This window comes from Brenneria salicis ATCC 15712 = DSM 30166, from assembly GCF_003315515.1.
GTDB classification, from domain to species: domain Bacteria; phylum Pseudomonadota; class Gammaproteobacteria; order Enterobacterales; family Enterobacteriaceae; genus Brenneria; species Brenneria salicis.
Map to the genome: position 1 here is coordinate 17,039 of NZ_QNRY01000001.1, position 22,097 is coordinate 39,135.

20 protein-coding genes are annotated in these 22,097 nt (G+C 53.6%); 12 read left to right on the forward strand and 8 right to left on the reverse strand.

Annotated elements, in window-relative coordinates; translation table 11 throughout:
* Positions 1 to 127 precede the first annotated feature (127 nt).
* Entirely contained in the window at positions 128 to 1,108 is a 981-nt protein-coding gene (locus DES54_RS00080; RefSeq protein ID WP_113864599.1) for a LacI family DNA-binding transcriptional regulator, read from the forward strand.
* Between the two features lie 90 nt (positions 1,109 to 1,198).
* Here DES54_RS00080 and DES54_RS00085 read toward each other — a convergent pair whose 3' ends face one another.
* The 5 genes from DES54_RS00085 to DES54_RS00105 form a co-directional block, all read right to left on the reverse strand.
* Positions 1,199 to 2,068, reverse strand: a complete 870-nt coding sequence (locus tag DES54_RS00085; protein ID WP_205680156.1) for a sugar phosphate isomerase/epimerase family protein — start codon at positions 2,066 to 2,068, stop codon at positions 1,199 to 1,201.
* Positions 2,069 to 2,360: 292 nt separating this feature from the next.
* Positions 2,361 to 3,419 carry a molybdenum ABC transporter ATP-binding protein ModC gene (gene modC, locus DES54_RS00090; RefSeq protein ID WP_113864600.1) on the reverse strand — a complete coding sequence of 353 codons (1,059 nt, stop codon included), beginning with the start codon at positions 3,417 to 3,419 and terminating at the stop codon, positions 2,361 to 2,363.
* Positions 3,419 to 4,108, reverse strand: a complete 690-nt coding sequence (gene modB, locus DES54_RS00095; RefSeq protein ID WP_113864601.1) for a molybdate ABC transporter permease subunit — start codon at positions 4,106 to 4,108, stop codon at positions 3,419 to 3,421. The genes modC and modB overlap by 1 nt, the downstream gene beginning before the upstream one ends.
* Positions 4,108 to 4,881, reverse strand: coding sequence for a molybdate ABC transporter substrate-binding protein (gene modA / locus DES54_RS00100; RefSeq protein WP_113864602.1), 774 nt, complete (start codon positions 4,879 to 4,881; stop codon positions 4,108 to 4,110). The genes modB and modA overlap by 1 nt, the downstream gene beginning before the upstream one ends.
* A 152-nt stretch (positions 4,882 to 5,033) precedes the next feature.
* Positions 5,034 to 5,189, reverse strand: coding sequence for an AcrZ family multidrug efflux pump-associated protein (locus tag DES54_RS00105; RefSeq protein WP_113864603.1), 156 nt, complete (start codon positions 5,187 to 5,189; stop codon positions 5,034 to 5,036).
* Positions 5,190 to 5,392: 203 nt separating this feature from the next.
* Between DES54_RS00105 and modE the strand changes: the two genes are divergently transcribed.
* From modE to gpmA, 10 genes are all read left to right on the forward strand, one after another.
* The gene (gene modE, locus DES54_RS00110) at positions 5,393 to 6,184 is read left to right on the forward strand and encodes a molybdenum-dependent transcriptional regulator (RefSeq protein ID WP_113864604.1); all 792 of its coding nucleotides are present in this window, start codon (positions 5,393 to 5,395) and stop codon (positions 6,182 to 6,184) included.
* Between the two features lie 30 nt (positions 6,185 to 6,214).
* On the forward strand, positions 6,215 to 7,714 hold the full coding sequence (gene modF, locus DES54_RS00115) for a molybdate ABC transporter ATP-binding protein ModF (protein WP_113864605.1): 1,500 nt from the start codon (positions 6,215 to 6,217) through the stop codon (positions 7,712 to 7,714).
* 181 nt (positions 7,715 to 7,895) lie between these two features.
* Positions 7,896 to 8,912, forward strand: a complete 1,017-nt coding sequence (galE, locus tag DES54_RS00120) for a UDP-glucose 4-epimerase GalE (RefSeq protein WP_113864606.1) — start codon at positions 7,896 to 7,898, stop codon at positions 8,910 to 8,912.
* Positions 8,913 to 8,963: 51 nt separating this feature from the next.
* Positions 8,964 to 10,010, forward strand: coding sequence for a galactose-1-epimerase (galM, locus tag DES54_RS00125; RefSeq protein WP_113864607.1), 1,047 nt, complete (start codon positions 8,964 to 8,966; stop codon positions 10,008 to 10,010).
* A 198-nt stretch (positions 10,011 to 10,208) separates the two neighbouring features.
* Positions 10,209 to 10,652 (forward strand): hypothetical protein, encoded by a 444-nt coding sequence (locus tag DES54_RS00130; RefSeq protein ID WP_113864608.1) that lies wholly within the window; start codon positions 10,209 to 10,211, stop codon positions 10,650 to 10,652.
* A gap of 77 nt (positions 10,653 to 10,729) precedes the next feature.
* Entirely contained in the window at positions 10,730 to 11,074 is a 345-nt protein-coding gene (locus DES54_RS00135) for a copper-binding protein (protein ID WP_113864609.1), read from the forward strand.
* 13 nt (positions 11,075 to 11,087) lie between these two features.
* Positions 11,088 to 12,347, forward strand: coding sequence for a TolC family protein (locus DES54_RS00140; RefSeq protein WP_113864610.1), 1,260 nt, complete (start codon positions 11,088 to 11,090; stop codon positions 12,345 to 12,347).
* Entirely contained in the window at positions 12,344 to 13,846 is a 1,503-nt protein-coding gene (locus tag DES54_RS00145) for an efflux RND transporter periplasmic adaptor subunit (protein WP_113864611.1), read from the forward strand. The genes DES54_RS00140 and DES54_RS00145 overlap by 4 nt, the downstream gene beginning before the upstream one ends.
* Entirely contained in the window at positions 13,843 to 16,977 is a 3,135-nt protein-coding gene (locus tag DES54_RS00150; protein WP_113864612.1) for an efflux RND transporter permease subunit, read from the forward strand. The genes DES54_RS00145 and DES54_RS00150 overlap by 4 nt, the downstream gene beginning before the upstream one ends.
* Before the next feature lie 137 nt (positions 16,978 to 17,114).
* Positions 17,115 to 17,867 carry a 2,3-diphosphoglycerate-dependent phosphoglycerate mutase gene (gene gpmA, locus DES54_RS00155; protein ID WP_113864613.1) on the forward strand — a complete coding sequence of 251 codons (753 nt, stop codon included), beginning with the start codon at positions 17,115 to 17,117 and terminating at the stop codon, positions 17,865 to 17,867.
* Between the two features lie 71 nt (positions 17,868 to 17,938).
* Here the strand turns inward: gpmA and aroG are convergent, their stop codons facing one another.
* Positions 17,939 to 18,994 (reverse strand): 3-deoxy-7-phosphoheptulonate synthase AroG, encoded by a 1,056-nt coding sequence (gene aroG / locus DES54_RS00160; RefSeq protein ID WP_113864614.1) that lies wholly within the window; start codon positions 18,992 to 18,994, stop codon positions 17,939 to 17,941.
* Positions 18,995 to 19,267: 273 nt separating this feature from the next.
* On the opposite strand from aroG, the gene zitB reads away from it, so the two are divergent.
* Positions 19,268 to 20,185: a CDF family zinc transporter ZitB gene (gene zitB / locus DES54_RS00165; RefSeq protein ID WP_113864615.1), complete on the forward strand. Its 918-nt coding sequence runs from the start codon at positions 19,268 to 19,270 to the stop codon at positions 20,183 to 20,185.
* A gap of 8 nt (positions 20,186 to 20,193) precedes the next feature.
* On the opposite strand, the gene pnuC is transcribed toward zitB, so the two are convergent.
* On the reverse strand, positions 20,194 to 20,919 hold the full coding sequence (pnuC, locus tag DES54_RS00170; RefSeq protein ID WP_113864616.1) for a nicotinamide riboside transporter PnuC: 726 nt from the start codon (positions 20,917 to 20,919) through the stop codon (positions 20,194 to 20,196).
* 78 nt (positions 20,920 to 20,997) lie between these two features.
* The gene (gene nadA, locus DES54_RS00175) at positions 20,998 to 22,059 is read right to left on the reverse strand and encodes a quinolinate synthase NadA (protein WP_113864617.1); all 1,062 of its coding nucleotides are present in this window, start codon (positions 22,057 to 22,059) and stop codon (positions 20,998 to 21,000) included.
* Positions 22,060 to 22,097: the final 38 nt, after the last annotated feature.

Below are 22,097 nucleotides of genomic sequence, written 5' to 3' on the forward strand. Positions count from 1 at the left end.
TCCGGCAGCGACTGCCAGAGGCGCTTTCTTTTCAGCACCTTGGTTCATGCAGGATAATTCAGCCCCCGCCAGGTTTATGATAATCTGCCTGACCAAATGTAAGTGAGCGCAAGCGCCTTCTGAATATATGTCGATTCAAAAAATAGCACGCATCGCCGGTGTATCGGTGGCAACCGTTTCACGAGTGCTGAATAACGTCAACACCGTTAAACCCCAAAATCGGGAACGGGTGTTAAATGCAATAAAAACCAGCAACTACCAGCCCAACCTGTTAGCTCGCCAGTTGCGCACCGCGCGCAGCAATATGTTGCTGGTCATGGTTTCCAATATCGCCAACCCCTTCTGCGCCGATGTGGTTAAAGGCATTGAAGCGGAAGCGGAAGAGAACGGCTATCGTATTCTTCTGTGCAATTCGGGATCGGATACAGTCCGTGCGCAATCCGGCCTGCAACTGCTTTCGGGCAAGATGGTCGATGGCGTGATCACCATGGATGCGATCTCCACGCTGTCGGAACTTCAGGCCATTATCGGCAACGCGCCCTGGGTGCAGTGCGCCGAGCATGATGATAATTCGTCCATTTCTTCCGTCGGTATTGATGACGTTGAGGCCTCGCGCTTCGTGATTGACAATTTTCTTGGCAAAGGCCGCCGCCGTATCGCGATGATTAATCACGATATGAATTATCTCTATGCGCAACTGCGAGAGAAAGGCTACCGCGAGGTCATTACTGAAAATCAACTCGGCTATTGTAGGGTCGAATACGCCGATACATTAAGTTATGAGGGTGGAAAAGCTGCTATGTCGGCGCTGCTTAATCAAGAAGCGCAACCTGATGCGGTGTTCGCCGTATCCGATACGCTGGCCGCCGGCGCGCTCTCCGCGATAAATGACGCTGGCTTGCGGGTGCCTGAGGATATTGCGGTGATCGGCTTTGACGGCACGGAACTCGGCTATATTACCTCTCCGCAACTCAGCACCGTACAACAACCTTCGGCCAATATTGGCCGACAGGCGGTAAAACTGTTATTGACGCAGATTGATCAACCCAATAGTGAAATAGAAAAACGCGTGCTTGAGTGGAAATTTATTGAGCGGGCTTCCGGTTAACGCAACCATCAACCATATAAAGGCGATTCGCTCGTTCATCCACTTGCGAACATCCGCTCGCAAGTGGGATTTCGGGTAAATCGGAGAGGCTTAATCGCCTGATTTATCTTTGACTACGCCCAGTTTTTCAGACAATGACCGATAGGCGGCGGAAATAACCGCTTGCGGATCTTTCGGCAGATCGTGCTCGACGACAAACCATTTCGCTCCAGATTTAACCGCTGCCGGAATGATCTCATCCCAGGCTAATAATCCTTCTCCTGGCGGCGCAAAATTCCGTTCGTCATCGCGAATACCAACCGGCGTATTGTCTTTGGCATGAATGGAAAATAGCCGTCCGTGGTACTTGGTCAATAATCTCGCCGGATCTTGTCCACCACGGGAAGCCCAGGCGACATCAAGTTCCATAACCAGATTCTCTGGCTTCGCGGCATCAAACAAAAGCTCCAATCCGGTTTTGCCGTGATACGTTTTCATTTCATAGTTATGATTGTGATAACCCAGTTGCATACCGCTCTTTTTCAGATCAGCGCCGATATCATTCAGTTCCTTACCGAGTTGTTGCCAGCCTGTCGGCGTGCTGGGTCGGCTCGCCACATCCAGCGACGGTACAATAATGACACGGTTGCCTATCGCTTTGTTAAACGCGATCACCTCTTCTGGATTGCTTTTTAGTTCAGTCAGTTGCACATGGGCAGCAATAGCTTTTAACTGATGTTTAGCCAACAGCGCCTTCATTTCTGATGCGCTAACCCCTTGTGTTCCTACTAATTCAACCGCTTTATACCCCGCTTCACGCGCCAGCGTGAATTGCTCATCAAGCGTACCCATATTGCGTAAGGTGTACATCTGTACGGCGATCTGCTGGTTTCCCGCTGGTTTTTCCGCCCCAGCAAAACCGGATGAGAGCATGAATACAAAAGGGATCACGAAACCGCGTAATAACGTCATACAGCGCATAGCTTTCTCCTGTCTTTATCATCGAAGTAGTCGCATAACCGTAAAAAGTAATCGATTACTTTTTACAACGAACAAAAAAGCGCTAACACGTAACACAAACTATATGACTTTATTTATCAGGCAATAGGAAAAAGGTATTAAAAATCAGTCGCCATACTGCTTTTGCTATCCTGCTCACACAATTGAAAAAAAGGAACCAAACAGAAAATGGGAAGGCAAACCACGCAAAGGCAAAACCGGAGCATTCCCCTATGGTCTGTGGCCGCACTTATTTATGCCATGATAGATACGTTTATGCCGTGAGCGATACGCTTTTTATCTGGGCATACAGCGTTTGTCCGGGATGTAGCGCCAGATCGTCGCGCGCCCAGGGGGTAATTCTGGCCCACAGAATCTGGTTATCAATCACCAGCTTCACTTCTACCTGCTCATCAACATCAATAAACTCAACCACCGTGGCAGACAGAATGTTGCGGATGCTGCTCACCGCTGGCGGCTGCGGCACCAGCGAAACATCGGCGGCATTGATGCGGAGACGCAAAGCGGAATCTATCGGCGCCTCCACCTTCCCTACCCACAGTTGTTGCTCCCCTAACGATAACGCCGTCATCGCATAGCGCTCATGATGCGCCAGTAATCTGACATTCAGAATGCTGCTCTGTTCATCACGCGGCCACCAGGGGCGTAATACGCTGCTTGCCCAAACTTCCTCCAGCACTCCCTGTGCTTTGATCTTGCCTTTATCCAACACCAGCACGTTATCCGCCAGCCGGACAATTTCTTCCATACTGTGGGTCACATACAAAATGGGGACATGCACTTCTTCAGCCAGTTGCTCCAGATAGGGCAACAGTTCGCGTTTTCTGGGTAAATCCAGCGAGGCCAGCGGCTCATCCATCAGCAACAGTTCCGGCGCGGTGAGCAACGCCCGCCCAATCGCCACGCGCTGTTTCTCACCGCCGGACAACGTCATCGGGTAGCGATTCAACAACGGCCCAATTCCGAGCAGTTCCACCAGACCATCAAACTGGGATTTCATTACAGCCGACATGCCATAACATAAATTACCGCGCACGCGATAATGGGGAAACAGACGCGCATCCTGAAAAACATAGCCGATGCGTCGCTTTTCGGGCGGCAAAAAAAGAGATTTATCGGTATCGACCAGAACGCAATCATTCAACACAATGCGTCCGGCATCAGGCCGCGTCAGGCCAACCACCGCATTAATCAGCGAGGTTTTGCCCGCCCCGGAAACGCCAAAGATCGCGGTAATGCCATGAGCGGGCAAATCGGCTTTAACGCTGAGGGAAAGCTCGCCAAGCTGCTGGTTAAAATCAAGTTGTAGCATTATCCCCCCAACCGCTTACGACTCCATGTCGTCAGCCATTCCGATATCAGCAGCGATGCCAGCGACAAAACAATCGCGATAATACATAACCGCGCCGCAGCGGTTTCCGCTCCCGGCGTTTCGATCAGCGTATACATCGCCAGCGGTATCGTCCGGGTTTCACCAGGAATGTTAGAGACAAAAGTAATCGTCGCCCCGAACTCCCCTAAAGAGCGAGCGAACGCCAGCACCGTGCCGACTACAATGCCGGGAAAGGAAAGCGGCAAGGTGATTGTGAAAAAGACCCGCCAGGGCGTGGCGCCCAGCGTTCTTGCGGCCTGTTCAAGCTGCCTGTCCACCGCATCAAGCGATAAACGGATCGCCCGCACCATCAAGGGGAACGCGACAATGGCGGACGCCAGCGCCGCGCCGCGCCAGCTAAAGCTGAAACTGAACCCGAACCATTCATAAAGCCATGCGCCGATGACTCCACGTCGGCCCATGCCGATCAACAGCAGATAACCAATCACCACTGGCGGCAACACCAGCGGCAAATGGATAATGCTATCAAGCAGCGATTTGCCGGGAAACCGGCAACGCACCAGGATCCAGGCGGTCAGTATTCCAAAGGGCAGGCTGCATACCACCGCTACAATGGAAACTTTAAGGCTCAGTTCAATCGCCAGCCATTCATAGTCGCTGAGCATCATTACCGGGGAGTAAAGCCGTAGCGTTTAAAGACCACGGCAGCTTCCGGCGTTTTCAGATAATCATAGAAACCGCTGACAACCGCATTTTTATGATCTTTCACGATCGCCATCGGATACTCTACCGGCTTATGGCTATCTTCCGGGAAAAGACCGATAACCTTGACTTTATCGCTGGCCACCGCATCCGAGCCATAGACGATACCCAACGGCGCTTCTTCACGCTCAACCAGCGCCATCGCCGCCCGTACGTTATTGGCGCGCGCCATGATCGGCGCAAGTTCATCCCAGGCTTTCAGGTTTTGCAGCGCTTCCTTGGCATAGATCCCCACCGGCACATGATCGGGATCGCCAACAGCCAGATGTCCGCCTTTCAGCAGGCTTTTCCAATCCGTTTTCTCATCAATGACGATCTCTTTCCGCGCACTGGATTTAGGCGCGATCACCACCAGTTCGTTGCCCAACAGCGTATATCGGCTGTCATTCTCCATCAGCATTTTATCTTGCGCGTAGTCCATCCATTGCTGATCTGCCGAAATAAACATGTCTGCGGGCGCTCCCTGCTCAATCTGGCGTGCCAGCGTCGAAGATGATGCAAACGAAGCCACGATCTTGACCTGCTTTTCTTTTTGATACTGGGTCGCGATTTCCTGTAAGGCATTGGTCAGAGAAGCCGCGGCAAATACCGTTACCTTCTCTTGCGCAGCCATCGCCGGCAACATCATCCCCGCGCTGATTGCCAGCGCTGCAAACCATTTCAACCATTGCTGTTTCATTATTATCTCCCGCCCTTTATCATCGTTATGTAAAACATACTATAACGATGAATCGCGCAATGTCATACCGTTTATCAGTGACATAAGGAAATACTAGGAAAGGATGTCCGGCGCCGCGCCGGACATTAAAACAAGCGGGGAAGGATATTCGCTTAATGCGATTTTTTAGCCGTCCGCTCGTCGTCGTGACCAATTTTGGAAAGGATGTTGAATACTTCTCCCAGGCCATAAATAGCGCCCAAAATGATAGCCATCATCACCGGCACCATGGCTATTGCAAACAACAGGCTCTTTAATAACTCCAACATGCTTACCTCGCTTATCGCAACCGTTACCGCGACTTCTGTCGCTCAGCTAACGTACAGTTTCACCGTAAGCTAGCATAGTCATTCACACATCCAAACAGTTTACCGTAACGAAAGAAAATAATACGGCCATTTGTGCGATTTGCGCCTGATGAAAAAAATGGCGACAATACAAATCATTAAACTCTTCACCCTTGGATTTCCCTATGCAGGCTGAAATTCTCCTTACCTTAAAACTCCAACAACGTTTATTTGCCGATCCGCGGCGTATCGAACTATTGAAACAGATTCGCCACACCGGTTCTATCAGCCAGGGCGCTAAACTGGCCAGAATCAGCTATAAAAGCGCGTGGGACGCCATTAATGAGATGAACCAACTGGCTGAACAAACGGTAGTCGAACGTATGACCGGCGGTAAAGGCGGCGGCGGCGCGCAGATCACGCGCTATGGCGAACGTCTGCTCCAGCTTTACGATCTGCTGGCGCAGATCCAGCAGAAAGCCTTTGATGTGCTCCAGCAAGAAGATTTGCCGCTGGATAGCCTGTTGGCGGCCATCGCGCGTTTCTCCCTGCAAACCAGCGCCCGCAATCAGTTTTTTGGCACCGTACTCGCATGCGGCGATCAAGCCGTTCAACAGCAGCTGAATATTTTGCTCGCCGATGGTAAAACGACAGTCAGCGCCCTGATTACCCGTCAAAGCGCCGAGCGTTTACGTCTGGAGGCGGGCAAAGAGGTGTTGGTGCTGATTAAAGCGCCCTGGGTGGATATTTACGCCGCCGATGCGCCGATGCCCCCAGCCGATAACACCCTTAGGGGACAGATAAGCAGCCTGGAAACAGGGCCTGAAAGCAGCGAAGTGTTGATTGCGCTGGCGGGAAGTGAAACGCTGTGCGCAACCGTGCCAAACGATATTGTCGCCGCACGACGGCTACAGCCGGGTATTAAGGTCAGCGCATCGTTTAATGCCGACCAGGTGATCGTGGCGACGCTCTGCTAGATGACCGAATGCGTAACATAAGGATAAAACATGCCGCTGTTGAAAATATCGCAAGGGTTATTCCGCTTAAATGACACTTGCATATTACGGCTGAATGACCTGACGCTTGAACAGGATCAATGCTGGGCGTTTGTGGGGGCGAACGGTAGCGGAAAATCTTCGCTGGCCCGCGCGTTATCGGGCGAGCGCCCCCTGCTGAGCGGCAAACGATTATGCGATTTTCAACGTATTATCCGGTTGTCTTTCGAGCAGTTGCAAAAGCTGGTTTGCGAAGAGTGGCAACGCAATAACACCGATATGCTGAGCGCCGACGAGGACGACACCGGGCGCACAACAGCCGACATCATTCAGGATAACGTCAGGGATCAAAACCGCTGTCGGCGGCTTGCTGAACAATTTGGCATCGCCCCGCTTCTGGATCGTCGATTCAAATATCTTTCCACTGGCGAAACGCGCAAGACCATGTTATGTCAGGCGCTGATGCCGCAGCCAGACCTGCTGATCCTCGACGAACCGTTTGACGGGTTGGATGTTGCCTCGCGTCAGCAACTTGCCGAACAACTGGCGCAACTCGCCAGCCACGGCTGTACGCTGGTACTGATCCTGAACCGGTTTGATGATATCCCACCGTTTATCAATCATGTAGGCATTGTCGCCGACTGCACGTTAACCCGCGTAGGCGAACGTGAACATGTCCTCGCGGAAACGTTGATTGCCCAATTAGCCTACAGCGAAAAGTTATCGGCAAGTACGATCCCCGAACCGGACGATCCGCTCAAGCATCCCCGGCTGCCAGCCGATCTTCCGCGCATTACGCTGCGTAACGGCATCGTCAGCTATAATGACCGTCCGATCCTGCATGGATTGAACTGGCAAGTGCTGCCCGGCCAGCATTGGCAGATTGTCGGCCCGAATGGTGCGGGTAAATCAACACTGTTGAGCTTGATTACCGGCGATCACCCGCAAGGCTACAGCAACGATCTCACGCTGTTTGGCCGTCGGCGCGGCAGTGGAGAAACTATCTGGGACATCAAGCGGCATATCGGCTATGTCAGCGGCAGCCTGCATCTGGATTACCGGGTCAGCGTCAGCATACGTAACGTCATTTTATCGGGATTCTTCGATTCCATCGGCATCTATCAGACGGTTTCCGACCGCCAGCGTCAACTCACTGACCAGTGGCTGGCTTTGCTGGGTCTTGATGGCGCTATCGCGGGTAGTCGCTTCCAATCGTTATCCTGGGGTCAACAGCGTCTGGTGTTAGTCGCCAGAGCATTGGTAAAACATCCGGCCCTGTTAATTCTGGATGAACCCCTGCAAGGACTGGATCCCCTTAACCGCCAATTGGTGCGCCGCTGGCTGGATATCCTTATCAGCGAAGGCGATACGCAACTGCTATTTGTCTCCCACCACGCCGAGGACGCGCCGCAATACATTACACACCGACTTACCTTTGTCGCTGACGGCGGTCGCTATCGCTATCAGATCCAAGACGTTATGGAAGATAAAACCACCAAACACGGCGGATAACGCCGCCCAAAGAATACCGTCTGCTATCGCAAACGGTCGATGGTGAGAAGCGTTTTACCCATCATCACGAAACTAACTTGTTAAAAAAATTGTCAATAGCAGAAGTTATTTTCTGCTGAGGGTCACCTTCTTCAGCGTCAAAACCTGTTATTTTCGCCTAATCGTCACAACAGAGGTCAACATGAATGTTTTGGTCACCGGTGGAAGCGGTTACATAGGAAGCCATACCTGTGTGCAATTACTGGCAGCAGGACACCACCCCGTCATTCTCGATAACTTATGCAACAGCAAAGCCAGCGTGGTTAAAACCATTGCGCAATTAACCGGTAAAACACCTGATTTTTATCAAGGTGATATCCGTGACGCCTCGCTGTTAAACGATATTTTCTCCCGCCATGCGATTGATGCCGTTATTCATTTTGCCGGCTTAAAAGCGGTCGGCGAATCAGTCCGCGAACCAGTCAGCTATTATGATAATAACGTCTACGGCACGCTGACGCTGGTTGAAGCCATGAAAAAAGCGGAGGTGAAGAACCTGATTTTCAGTTCCTCCGCCACCGTTTATGGCGATCAACCTCAAATCCCTTATCAGGAAAGTTTTCCCACCGGTCATCCGGCCAGTCCTTATGGCCGCAGTAAGCTGATGGTTGAGCAAATCCTCCAGGATTTGCAGCATGCGGAACCGGACTGGAGCATCACGCTGCTGCGGTATTTCAACCCGGTTGGCGCGCATCCGTCAGGTGAGATGGGAGAGGATCCGCAAGGCATTCCCAATAACCTGATGCCTTATATCGCTCAGGTGGCGGTTGGCCGCCGGGAATCGCTGGCTGTTTTCGGTAACGACTACCCAACAGAAGACGGAACGGGCGTGCGCGATTACATCCACGTCGTCGATCTGGCCGACGGGCATATCGCGGCCATGAACGCCCTGCAAAATCGACCGGGCGTGCATATCTACAATCTGGGCGCTGGCGTGGGCTATAGCGTATTGCAAGTGGTTGAGGCGTTCAGCAAAGCCTGCGGCAAGCCGTTGGCCTATCACTTCGCGCCGCGTCGTCAGGGCGATCTGGCGGCTTATTGGGCCGACGCCGAAAAAGCGGCGCGGGATCTCCATTGGCGGGTCAGTCGTTCACTGGAAGAGATGGCGCAGGATACCTGGCGTTGGCAATCCGCGCACCCTGAAGGTTACCCAGACTAAAACACGTTCCGGCGACAAGCTGGTTTTGCCGGACATCCACAGGAGAAGGCCATGTTGCATGAAAAAACCGTTGCGCTGGCGCCCGATGGTCAACCGTTTCAGTTAACGACCTTACAGAACCTGGCCGGCATGCGTGTTTGTCTGATGGACTGGGGAGCGACCTGGCTTTCCTGCGAGCTTCCCCTGTCGCAAGGCGAAATCCGGCAAGTGCTGCTGGGCTGCGCGTCGCCGGAGCTATATCCCAGGCAGAGCGCCTATCTCGGCGCGTCCATTGGCCGCTACGCCAACCGTATCGCCAATGCCACGTTGCGCCACGGCGATGAAATATACCATTTGCTCGCCAATCAGGGCGCTCATCAGCTACACGGCGGCCCGCACGGGTTTCACGCCCGGCGCTGGACGATCCTCAGCCGGGATGCCTCGCAGGTGACTTATCAACTGTACTCGCCGGATGGCGATCAGGGCTATCCGGGCCAACTCAATGTTCAGGTTCGCTACCGTCTGAGCGAACACCATTCGCTGGAAATCATCTATCAGGCGGTCGTGGAGAAAGCCTGCCCGGTGTGCTTAACCAATCATGCCTATTTCAATCTTGACGGCAGCCCGACAGATGTACGCCAACACCGGTTGCAACTGTTCGCCGATTATTATTTACCGGTAAACAGCGAGGGTATTCCCCGCACGCATCTTAAGCAGGTTAACGAGACGGGAATGGATTTTCGCCAACCAAAAACGCTGGCGCAGGATTTCTTGCGGGACGACGATCAGGTTACCGTCGGCGGTTACGATCACGCCTATTTGTTGCACAGTACCTGTGGTTCCGGTGAAAGCCCCGCCGCTAATTTATGGTCATCAGACGAACGGGTGATGATGAGCGTCTTTACCAGCACACCGGCGCTACAACTCTACAGCGGCAATTTTCTATCAGGCACACCTTCAAGAGAAGGCGGTTACTACGAAAACCACGCCGGCGTCGCGCTGGAGAGCGAATTTATGCCGGACAGTCCCAACCATCCAGACTGGCCACAACCGGACTGTTGGTTAAAACCGGGCAAGACATATCGCTCGGAAACGACGTATCAGTTTTTTGCACAGTAATCATTGATATCCGCCATGTGTTTGGCGCCGTTTTTCGCGTGCTCTCCCGCAGAGCAGATTAAGAATTTTCGCCTGATATTAACTCGTTGATAACATGGCCTGACATCTCCGCGCTTGTTTACAAATCTCTTCAATTCCCTGCTTGCCCATGCCAGATCCCGACGTTTACACTGCCATTACTCTTTGTAAGGATACGTTATGTCAGCATCGCACTTATCGCCATCCATCATTCATCATCTGCGCACCAAAGGCAGATGGGGATGGTTATTGGCGTTATGCTGGCTATTACTGAATGCGCAACTGGCGATTGCCGCTCACCAATGTGATCTGACGCTCAACCAGACGTCTACCTTCATGCAGCATCAGTCTCATCTGCAGCCAAGCCAATCTCATCAACCGCAGCATGGCAACGCCGTGCCGTCGCAAACGGCTGAACAGCAGACGCCGCTGTGCGAAAAACATTGTGTTCCCGACACCATCAAACAGGATAATGCCAACCTGACCCTGCTGGCTATCCCGGCCAGCAATGAACTGGCTCTCGCCAGTCAGCCCCCATCCGTCGATTGCGCCAGCGATGTCTGGTTTTCTCCACCCGCGTCAGGCCCGCCGGCCGAAATCCGTTTCTGCCGCTTCAGGGAATAGCTCGAACGATTAATGACCTTCGCTACGCCTAACCGGGCGTATTCATTGTTATTTATCGTTTTTATGGAGCTATGATTATGCATGCCATTTATGTCGCACTGACAAGCATTTTACTGTTCTCTTCTTCTCCCCTGTGGGCCAATGAACATCAACATCACGCGATGATGCCTTCCGATAGGGCTTCCACCATCACGACCAATGTGTATCAGGCCACCGGGACGGTGAAGCAATGGAACGCCGACAGCGTCACCATCGCCCACAGTCCGGTTGCCGCTTTGCGTTGGCCAGCCATGACCATGACGTTCAAATTGCCAGCCGGAAGCACGTTTACCGCTCTGGCGACAAATACGCCGGTTACGTTCAGTTTTGAACAGCAGGACAGCTGCTACATACTGACCAGCATTACGCCACAGCAAAAATAAAGAGGATAGAACCATGCACCTGTCCAAACATCGCGCCTCAGGCGTGTGTCTGGCGATGTTGCTGTGGCTGCCTGCCGCATCCTTTGCGGCGGATCTGGATCTTGATCAGGCCTTGCAGACGGCGGAACGTTATTCCGCCGAACTGTCCGCCAATCAACATCAGATTAACGCGCGGCAAAACATGGCCGACTCAGCAACACAACTTCCCGATCCACAGCTTCGATTCGGCGTTGAGAATCTGCCTTTGGGCGGAAATAATGGCAGTCGACTGACGCGTGAAGAGATGACCATGCAACGTATCGGGGTTATGCAAACCTATGTCAGCAGCAGCAAACGCGAAAGCAAGGCGCAAACTTTCCGGGTGGAAGCCGACAGCCTGCGCAGCAACAGTGAAACCCTGCGCGCCCGCCTGCAACGGGAGACCGCGCAAGCCTGGCTTGAACTGGCTTTGTCACAAAAATCCCTGCAAGAGGTGAAATCGCTGGTTACCGAAAGCCAACGGCAAATCGCCTTGCAGAAAGCGAGCGTCGCCGCGGGCAGTGAAGTCAGCAGCGTGCTGGATGCCCGATTGACGCTGGCCGCTATGCAGGATCGTCTGGCCGATGCCGAACGGGATGTACGGATTGCCCGCGTCCGCATCACACGGCTTACCGGCCTGTCTGATGTCAACGTGCGGGGCGCGCTCCCGCGTTTCGAGCGGCTGCCTGCCTCACCGGAAGAACTGAAAAACAGCCTGCATCAGCACCCGGAAATGCAGCAGGCGCAGCGTGACGCTGAACTGGCCAAGGCGCGTTCAGCGCAATCCGCCGTCGCCGCCATCCCCGATGTGGGCGTGGAGGTTTACTACGCCAAACGGGGTAACGACTATGACGACATGGCGGGCGTCATGGTGACGGTCGATCTGCCGTTGTTTAAATCTAAACGGCAAGACAAAGACTACGCCGCGGATGTGGCCCGAACGCAGGAAGCGCGGGACAACGTACTACTGGCCGCCAGAGAACATCAGGTACAGCTTGATACTTTGATCGCGCAATATCAGGCGGCGCAATCACGCTGGCAGCGACAAAACCAGGACGTTCTGCCCCTGCAACAGCAGCGCAGCAAACTGATTCAGGCGCAATATCAATCCGGCGGCAGTGACCTGGCCGCCGTACTGGAAGCCAGACGCGCACTGCTGGAAAGCAATATTGCCGCGCAAGACGCCGCAAGGGAGATGGCGCAGATTTGGGCCGCTATTCGTTATCTGATACCACAGGGAAAACCACTGCAATGAAAAAATCCTTTGCTGTTAGCTTGACGGCGCTGGCGATCGTCAGCGCCATTGGCGCCGGTTATTTCTGGGGACGGCATCAGGCGGCGTCATCTCTCGCGACGTCTTCATCGGCGCAAACGGAACGTCCGGTGCTGTACTGGTACGATCCCATGGCGCCTGATAAACGTTTTGACCAGCCGGGCAAATCCCCTTTTATGGATATGCCGCTGGTGCCGCGTTATGCCGATGAGGTTCAGGATGACGGCGGCGTTACCATCAGCGCCCGTCAACAACAAAATCTCGGCGTTCGCACGGCGCGCGCGGCGATCCGCACCGTGAGTTCTCAGACCTCCGGCTATGGCACCGTCACACTCAACGAACGGGGATTACGCACGCTGGTCGCTCCCAGTGGCGGTATCGTCGAACAACTCCATGTCAGCGCATTGCAACAACAGGTTAAAAAAGGCGAAGCACTGGCGACGTTGTGGAATCCGGCATGGGCTGCGGCGCAGCAAGAATATCTGGCGGTGCGACAACTGGGTGATGATTCACTGACTCAGTCGGCCCGCCGCAAGCTTTCCCTGCTATTTATGCCGGACGCGGTGATCCGTCAGGTCGAACGCAGCGGCAAGCCGCAGGCCAGAATGACGGTCGCCGCGCCAGAAGCCGGTTACGTCAATAAACTTGAAGTCCGGGCCGGGATGCAATTGACCCCGGCGCAACCGTTATTTGAACTGGCAAGTCTGGATCCGGTCTGGGTCGAGGTGGATTATCCGCAAGCGCAAGCGGCGCGGTTGAGTGTCGGCAGTGAGATAACCGCCAGCAGCAACGCCTGGCCGGGACAAACATTCCTCGGGAAAATCAGTGAATTATTGCCGCTGATGGACAGCGACACGCGCACCTTGAAAGCCCGCGTCATACTGGAAAATCCCCAACAGCGCTTAAAACCAGGGATGTACCTGTCCGTTCAGCTTGCCAGCCCAAACTCGCAACCGATGCTGATGATCCCGCAACAGGCCCTGCTGGTTAGCGGCAGTCAAAATCGCGTGTTGATCAATGAGGGCAATGGTCACTTCACACCGCGCGTGGTGAGCGTGGGAACGATACAGGATGGTTGGGCTGAGATCGTCAGCGGCTTGCAAGCAGGCGACAACGTGGTGACATCGGGCCAGTTCCTGATTGATTCCGAAGCCAGCCTGCGCAGTTCGCTGTCACAATTTGGCGAAGCCAACCAAGGGCAAGCGTCCTCCGCAGCGGAAACAACCACTGAAATTTATCAAACGCAAGGGACAATCACCGCCATCAACGGCAACCAACTCACCATTGAGCATGATGCGGTTCCCGCATTGAACTGGTCGCCCATGACGATGGATTTTACCCAGCCGGAAAGCGGCCTGCCACAAGGCATCACGCTCAACAGTGAAGTCCGTTTCAGTTTCAGCATGGATGACAACGGCATGCGGATTCGGGAGATCGCCGCGCTTGACGCGTCCCGGGCGGGACATGGAGGCCACCCATGATTGCTTATATCATTCGCTGGTCGTTGCAAAACCGGCTGTTAGTGCTGCTGGCGGCATTGTTAATGGCGGCCTGGGGGATCGCCTCGTTGCAGAAAACCCCACTGGATGCCCTGCCGGATCTCTCTGACGTGCAGGTGATTATTCGCGTCAGCTATCCGGGCAAAGCGCCGCAGGTTGTCGAGAATCACGTGACCTATCCGTTAACCACCACCATGCTGTCAGTGCCGGGCGCCAAAACGGTACGCGGGTTCTCCATGTTTGGCGACGCCTACGTTTATGTGCTGTTTGAGGACGGCACCGACCCCTACTGGGCGCGCTCCCGCGTGATGGAATATCTCAGTCAGGTACAGTCCAGCTTGCCGGCAGATGCCAAAACCTCGCTGGGACCGGATGCCACCGGCGTCGGCTGGATCTACGAATATGCGCTGGTCGATCGCAGCGGCAGGCATAGTCTGGCCGATCTGCGCGGCATACAGGACTGGCTGCTGAAGTTCGAGTTGAAAACCATTCCCAATGTGGCGGAAGTCGCCAGCCTCGGCGGTATGGTGAAACAATATCAGGTGGTGGTCGATCCAGAGCGGATGCGCACGCAGAACATTACCCACCAGCAGATTATTAACGCCATACAGACCGCCAATCAGGAGAGCGGCGGTTCGGTGCTGGAACTGGGCGAAGCGGAATATATGGTGCGCACCTCTGGCTACCTGAAAAGCGCGCAGGACTTCAATCATGTCGTTATTACCCTGCGTAACGGTATTCCGGTGTTTTTACAGGATGTCGCCACCCTGCGCGAAGGGCCGGAGATGCGCCGCGGTATCGCCGAACTGAATGGCGAAGGCGAAGTCGCTGGCGGCATCATTGTGCTGCGCTCAGGCAAAAACGCGCTGGACACGCTGCATGCGGTGAAAGCCCGTTTACAGGCGATGCAAAAAAGCCTGCCCGACGGGGTGGAAATCGTTCCGACTTACGATCGCTCTCAGCTAATTGAACATGCCATCGAAACGCTCAGCTATAAATTGCTGGAAGAGTTTGTCGTCGTCGCCATTATCTGCGCCCTGTTCCTGTTTCATTTTCGCTCGGCGTTAGTGGCGATCATCAGTTTGCCGCTGGGAATTCTGGGGGCGTTTATCATCATGCGCTATCAAGGCGTCAACGCCAATATCATGTCGCTGGGCGGCATCGCCATCGCGATTGGCGCAATGGTCGATGCGGCGATCGTGATGATAGAGAACATGCACAAAGTGGTTGAACAGTGGCGTCACGACAACCCTGGCAAAGAACCGCAAGAACGGGATTGGTGGCATCTGGCTGAACGGGCCGCCGTCGAAGTGGGGCCGGCGCTGTTTTGCAGCTTGTTGATTATCACCCTCTCCTTTGTGCCGGTGTTCTCGCTGGAAGCACAGGAAGGCCGCATGTTTTCACCGCTGGCGTTTACCAAAACCTACGCCATGGCGGTGGCCGCCGGACTCGGCATCACGTTGGTTCCGGTGCTGATGGGATATTTCGTGCGCGGCAAAATCCCCGATGAACAGTCTAATCCACTCAACCGCTGGCTGATTAACGCCTATCATCCTATCCTGCAACGCGTGCTCAGTTACCCCAAAACCACACTGCTGATTTCGGGCCTGCTGCTCCTTACCTTGTTCCCGCTGGGGCGTCTGGGCAGCGAATTTATGCCGCCGCTGGATGAAGGCGATCTGCTGTACATGCCTTCGGCGTTGCCTGGTATTTCCGCCCGTGAAGCTGGCCGCCTGTTGCAACAAACCGATCGGCTGATCAAAACCGTACCGGAAGTCGAGTCCGTTTTCGGCAAGGCTGGCCGGGCTGAAACGGCCACCGATCCGGCGCCGCTGACCATGCTGGAAAGCACTATCCGGCTGAAACCGCGTGATCAGTGGCGTCCGGGCATGACCCTGGACAAACTGGTCGCCGAGTTGGATCAAATCGTCAACCTGCCTGGCATCGCCAACGTGTGGGTGCCGCCGATCCGTAATCGTCTGGATATGCTGGCGACCGGTATTAAAAGCCCGATCGGTATCAAGGTGAATGGCAATAATTTATCGGACATCGAGCGTATTGCCGCCCAGATTGAACAGGTGGTGAAGAATATTCCCGGCGTGGCGTCGGCACTGGCTGAGCGGTTGGCGGGCGGGCGCTATATCGACATTGATATCGATCGCCAACGGGCCGCTCGCTATGGGGTTTCCGTCGATGAGTTACAGTCGATGGTGTCAACCTTGATCGGCGGACAGAATATCGGAGAAACCATTGAAGGCCGCCAGCGCTATCCTATCAATCTTCGCTACCCACGCGAGTTGCGGGACTCACTGGAAAAACTGCGTGAGTTGCCGGTTATCACACAGAGCGGCGCGCGCGTCACACTGTCGGAACTGGCGGATATTAACGTCAGCGAAGGACCGCCGATGCTGAAAAGCGAAAATGGTCGTCTGTCTGACTGGATCTATGTGGATCTGCGCGGCCGCGATCTGAAATCCGCCGTCGAAGAGATGCAACAAGCCGTGGCGCAGCAGGTCACGCTGCCGGAAGGGGTGTCGCTCAGTTGGTCCGGGCAGTTTGAGTATCTCGAACGCGCGACGGAGAAAATGAAAATCGTGGTGCCCTTCACGCTGCTGATTATTTTCGTCCTGCTGTACGTGACGTTCAAACGGGTGAAAGATGCGCTGCTGATTATGGCCACCCTGCCCTTTGCCCTGATCGGCGGCGTATGGTTATTGTACCTGCTTAGCTATAATCTTTCGGTGGCGGGTGCGGTCGGCTTTATCGCGCTGGCGGGCGTCTCGGCTGAATTTGGCGTCATTATGTTGTTGTATCTCAATCATGCGGTGGAAAAACACCGCGTCGATGGACTGCCGTTGTCCCGCCAGCAATTGATGGACGCCATTCACGAAGGCGCGGTACTGCGTGTTCGCCCCAAAATGATGACCGTCGCCACCATCATGGCGGGCTTGCTGCCCATCATGTGGGGTAGCGGCGGCGGCTCGGAGATTATGCAACGGATCGCCGCGCCGATGATCGGCGGTATGGTCAGCGCGCCGCTGCTTTCCATGCTGGTCATTCCGGCGGCTTATCTGTTATTGCACCGTGATGATTCAAATAAGCTGAAACGATAAAGCCTGAGCGTGATTTTGAGCAAGTATCGTGCGGATAAATCACGCGGCCTCTCGACTATCGATTGCCGATAACCATTCTCCGCCCCTATAATGAGACGAGTTATCACAGAAATCTTAGGATATGAAGGAGTTTAGCTATGGCTGTAACTAAGCTGGTACTGGTAAGACACGGTGAGAGCCAGTGGAACAACGAAAATCGCTTCACAGGCTGGTACGATGTCGATCTGTCCGATAAAGGTCGCACAGAAGCCAAAGCCGCCGGTAAGCTGCTTAAAGAAGAAGGTTTTGCCTTTGACTTTGCTTATACCTCTGTGCTGAAACGCGCCATTCATACACTGTGGAATATACTGGACGAACTAGATCAAGCCTGGCTGCCGGTAGAAAAATGCTGGAAACTGAATGAGCGTCACTACGGCGCCCTGCAAGGTCTGAACAAAGCTGAAACCGCTGAAAAATACGGTGACGATCAAGTAAAACAATGGCGTCGTGGTTTCGCGGTTACACCGCCGGAACTGACGTGTGATGATGAGCGTTTCCCAGGACACGACCCGCGTTACGCTTCTTTGCGCGATGATGAACTGCCGTTGACCGAAAGTCTGGCGCTGACCATTGAACGTGTCGTCCCCTACTGGAATGAAACCATTCTGCCCCGCATCAAAAGTGGTGAGCGCGTGATCATCGCCGCTCACGGCAACTCGCTGCGCGCGCTGGTCAAATACCTGGACAACATGGGCGAAGAAGAAATTCTTGAACTGAATATCCCAACAGGTGTGCCGCTGGTTTATGAATTCGACGAAAATTTCAAACCGATTAAACACTACTATCTGGGCAACGCGGATGAAATCGCCGCTAAAGCCGCAGCGGTAGCGAATCAGGGTAAAGCCAAGTAATCCGGCTGTGCTGGTACAGATAAATAAAAACCGGCTGATTGGCCGGTTTTTTTATGGATGCAACCCAGTGATTACTGACTACGGCGCTCACGCACCGCCGCAGCCAACTGATGTAACAACGCATCGGTATCTTCCCAGCCGATGCAGGCATCGGTTACGCTCTGACCGTACACCAGAGGTTGGCTGCTTTCCAGACTCTGATTGCCTTCTACCAGATGGCTTTCCACCATCACCCCGATAATCGCTTTTTCGCCCTGAGCAATCTGAGCGCTCACGTCCTGACACACGTCCATCTGCTTTTTGAATTGCTTGCTGCTGTTGGCGTGGCTGAAATCGATCATCACCTGCGGCGCCAAGCCCGCTGTTTCCAAACCAATCTTCACGCCGCTGACATGCTCGGCGCTATAGTTCGGCGCTTTACCGCCGCGCAAAATAATATGGCAATCCTGATTGCCGCTGGTGTTCACTATCGCCGAGTGACCCCATTTGGTGACAGACAGGAAGCAATGCGGCGCGCGGGCGGCATTGATGGCATCAATAGCCACCTTGATCGTACCATCAGTGCCGTTCTTGAACCCAACCGGACAAGACAGACCTGACGCCAATTCGCGGTGTACCTGAGACTCGGTGGTACGCGCGCCAATCGCGCCCCAACTCATCAAATCCGCCAAAAACTGCGGCGTGATCATATCCAGAAATTCACCTGCGGTGGGCAGCCCGATATCATTGATTTCCAGCAGTAGTTGACGCGCAATACGCAGGCCGTCATTAATCTGGTAGCTGTTATCCATGTGCGGATCGTTGATTAACCCTTTCCAGCCTACCGTGGTGCGCGGTTTTTCAAAATAAACCCGCATGACCACTTCCAGATCATCGCTCAACGCCTGACGCAACTTAAGCAGACGCGCAGCATATTCTTTCGCGGCTTTCGGATCGTGAATAGAGCAAGGCCCGATGACAACCAGCAAACGATCATCGTTACCGTTAAGAATTTTATGGATGGCTGTGCGCGCCAACGATACCGTTTCTGCGGCCTTATCCGTGGCAGGAAATTTTTCCAGCAGCGCAACCGGTGGCAAAAGCTCCTTAATATCTTTGATCCTTAAATCATCATTTTGGTAGTTCATAATAATTCCATATTTTTCGAACGGTATAGTTAATTCACACCCAATGCACGCCATCCGTATGCAAGATAACTGACAGCCTGAGAAGCAGGGTTGTTCATATTTTGGATGGACTATTATATGTCAATCAGGCGCTGAATTCGTTCGTATTTATTTATACATATGCTGTCAGTGGTGAAATATCCCGGTTTGTCGTCTCACTGAAGGATATTTTTTCCCGGCGGGTTACAGTAGAGTGAAAGCAACCTCAGATAAATCAGTAACACAGGATAAACGATGGCACACGACCACAACCATACGGACGCCAGCAACAGTAAACGTTTACTGGCGGCATTCATCATAACGACGACTTTTATGGTGGCGGAAGTCGTTGGCGGATTGCTTTCAGGCTCGCTGGCGCTACTCGCGGATGCCGGTCATATGCTGACTGATGCGGCGGCGCTATTCGTTGCATTAATGGCCGTCAGCTTTGCCCGGAAAAAACCGAATGCCCGCCATACCTTTGGTTATTTGCGTTTCACCACCCTTGCCGCGTTCGTCAATGCGCTGACGCTGTTAGTCATCACCGCCTTCATTGTCTGGGAGGCGATCCGCCGCTTCTACGAACCTCAGCCCGTGGCGGGGGTTCCCATGCTAGCGGTTGCTATCGGCGGCCTGCTGGCGAATATTGTCGCCTTTTGGCTGTTACATCGCGGCAGCGAAGAGAAAAACATCAATGTGCGGGCCGCCGCTCTGCATGTGCTGGGGGATTTACTCGGTTCAGTCGGTGCAATCATCGCGGCGTTAATCATTCTGTTCACCAACTGGACACCGATTGATCCCATTTTGTCGATTTTAGTCTCCTGTCTGGTGTTGCGCAGCGCCTGGTCACTGATGAAAGAGAGTATTCATGAACTGCTGGAAGGCACGCCAAGTAAGATAAGCATTGAGACGCTGAAAAAAGATCTGACGATGAACATCCCCGAAGTGAGAAATATCCATCATGTGCACATCTGGCAGATTGGCGAAAAACCAATGATGACGCTGCACGCACAGGTCATTCCGCCTTATGACCATGATGCGTTACTGAAACAGATTCAGGCCTATTTGCTGAAAAATTATCAGATTGATCACACCACAATCCAGATGGAGTACCAAAATTGTGATGATGACCACTGCGATTTCACTGCGGCAGAAGGCCATCAACCTCATTGATGTAACAATTAAGCATGCCGCGCCAGTGGCGCGGCATGCTTCGCCCGTGCGCTTTTAATCCACAGCCAGGAACCGTTCATGGCGATCAGCGTCAGAATAGCGTATTCAATGGCCATGGCGTAAACACCCTGGTAGGCGAAAATCACGACGCTGATAATGTCGATAACCACCCATAACAGCCAGTTTTCCACATATTTACGCGTCATCAGCAACATCGCAACGATAGATAACACCATCATGGTTGAATCCCAGAACGGGAAAGCATCGGGTTGCAAATCCGGCATCTTTACATCGCTCCCGAACATTTGCATTCCCGCCACCGCCACGCGCGTTAGCACGGCAAAAACCGGATCGATATAAGCCGTCATCATTCCGATCGCCACCACACTGGCCGCAGACCAGCCAATCAGTTTCGGCAAGGGCAACCAGCGCACTTTGAGCGCCGCATCATCCGCCTCTGTCTTGCGTGTCCAGGCATACCAGCCGTAAACATTGGCGGCGAAAAAGAAAATCTGCAATAGCAGGCTGGCATAGAGTTGAATCTGGAAAAAAATCACCGCGAACAGGGTGACGTTAATCAAACCGAACAAATAGTTAATGGTTTTCTCCAGACTCGCCAGCCAGATGCATAACAGACCGAACAGCGTACCAACCGCTTCTATCCAGGACAGATCGTAACCGCCGGCCCCTAAAGGAATATGAATTAATAGGTTACTGGTACTGAAAAAATCCATCTCGCCCACCTTGTCTCAATGTTTAACAGCAAATTTATAATGTTTTTCAGTAGCGACTCATAAAGAGCGATGCGACCATCAGGCATTCCCGCGCACGCGGCGTTTCAATGTCGCCGCAAAATCGAGCATTCGGTTCAACGGAAGCAGCGCCCCCGCACGCAACGCCGCGTCAACATGGATTTCATGCATCCCGCCTCCGTGCTCCAGACCGTTGGCAATCGCTTCAAGACCATTCATCGCCATCCAGGGACAATGCGCGCAACTGCGGCAGGTTGCGCCCTCCCCCGCGGTCGGCGCTTCCAACAAGATCTTATCCGGGCACGCCTGCTGCATTTTGTAGAAAATACCGCGATCGGTTGCCACAATCAGTTCACGATGCGGCAAGGTTTTCGCCGCCTGAATCAATTGGCTGGTCGACCCCACGGCATCAGCCATCTCAACCACACTCTGCGGGGATTCCGGGTGCACCAGAATCGCCGCGTCAGGGTAAAGCGCTCTCATGCGCTTCAACGCCTGCGTTTTAAACTCATCATGCACGATACAGGCGCCTTGCCAACACAATATATCAGCCCCGGTCTGCTTTTGTACGTAACTCCCCAAATGACGATCGGGAGCCCAGATGATTTTTTCCCCCAGACTATCGAGATGCTCAATCAATTCGACCGCGATACTGGATGTGACGACCCAATCGGCACGCGCTTTGACAGCGGCGGACGTGTTGGCATACACCACTACGGTACGTTCGGGATGACTATCGCAAAACTGACTGAACGTTTCGACAGGACAGCCGAGATCAAGCGAGCATTCCGCTTCCAGCGTCGGCATCAGCACGGTTTTTTCCGGGTTAAGTATTTTTGCCGTTTCGCCCATGAAACGAACGCCCGCCACCAACAGCGTCGAGGCGGCATGTGTGCTGCCGAAACGCGCCATTTCCAGCGAATCCGCCACACAGCCGCCGGTTTCTTCCGCCAGCGCCTGAATTTCCGGGTCGGTATAGTAATGAGCGACAATGACCGCATTTTTCTGCCGCAGTAATGTTTTTATTCTGCTGCGGTAATGCTGCTTTTCGTCGCCAGACAACAGCCGGGGCTTCGGCGGGAAGGGATAGATCGTTTCATTGCTATCAAAAAGGATGCTCATGATGGATTTCCATGATCACAACGTAAGGAACTGAGCGA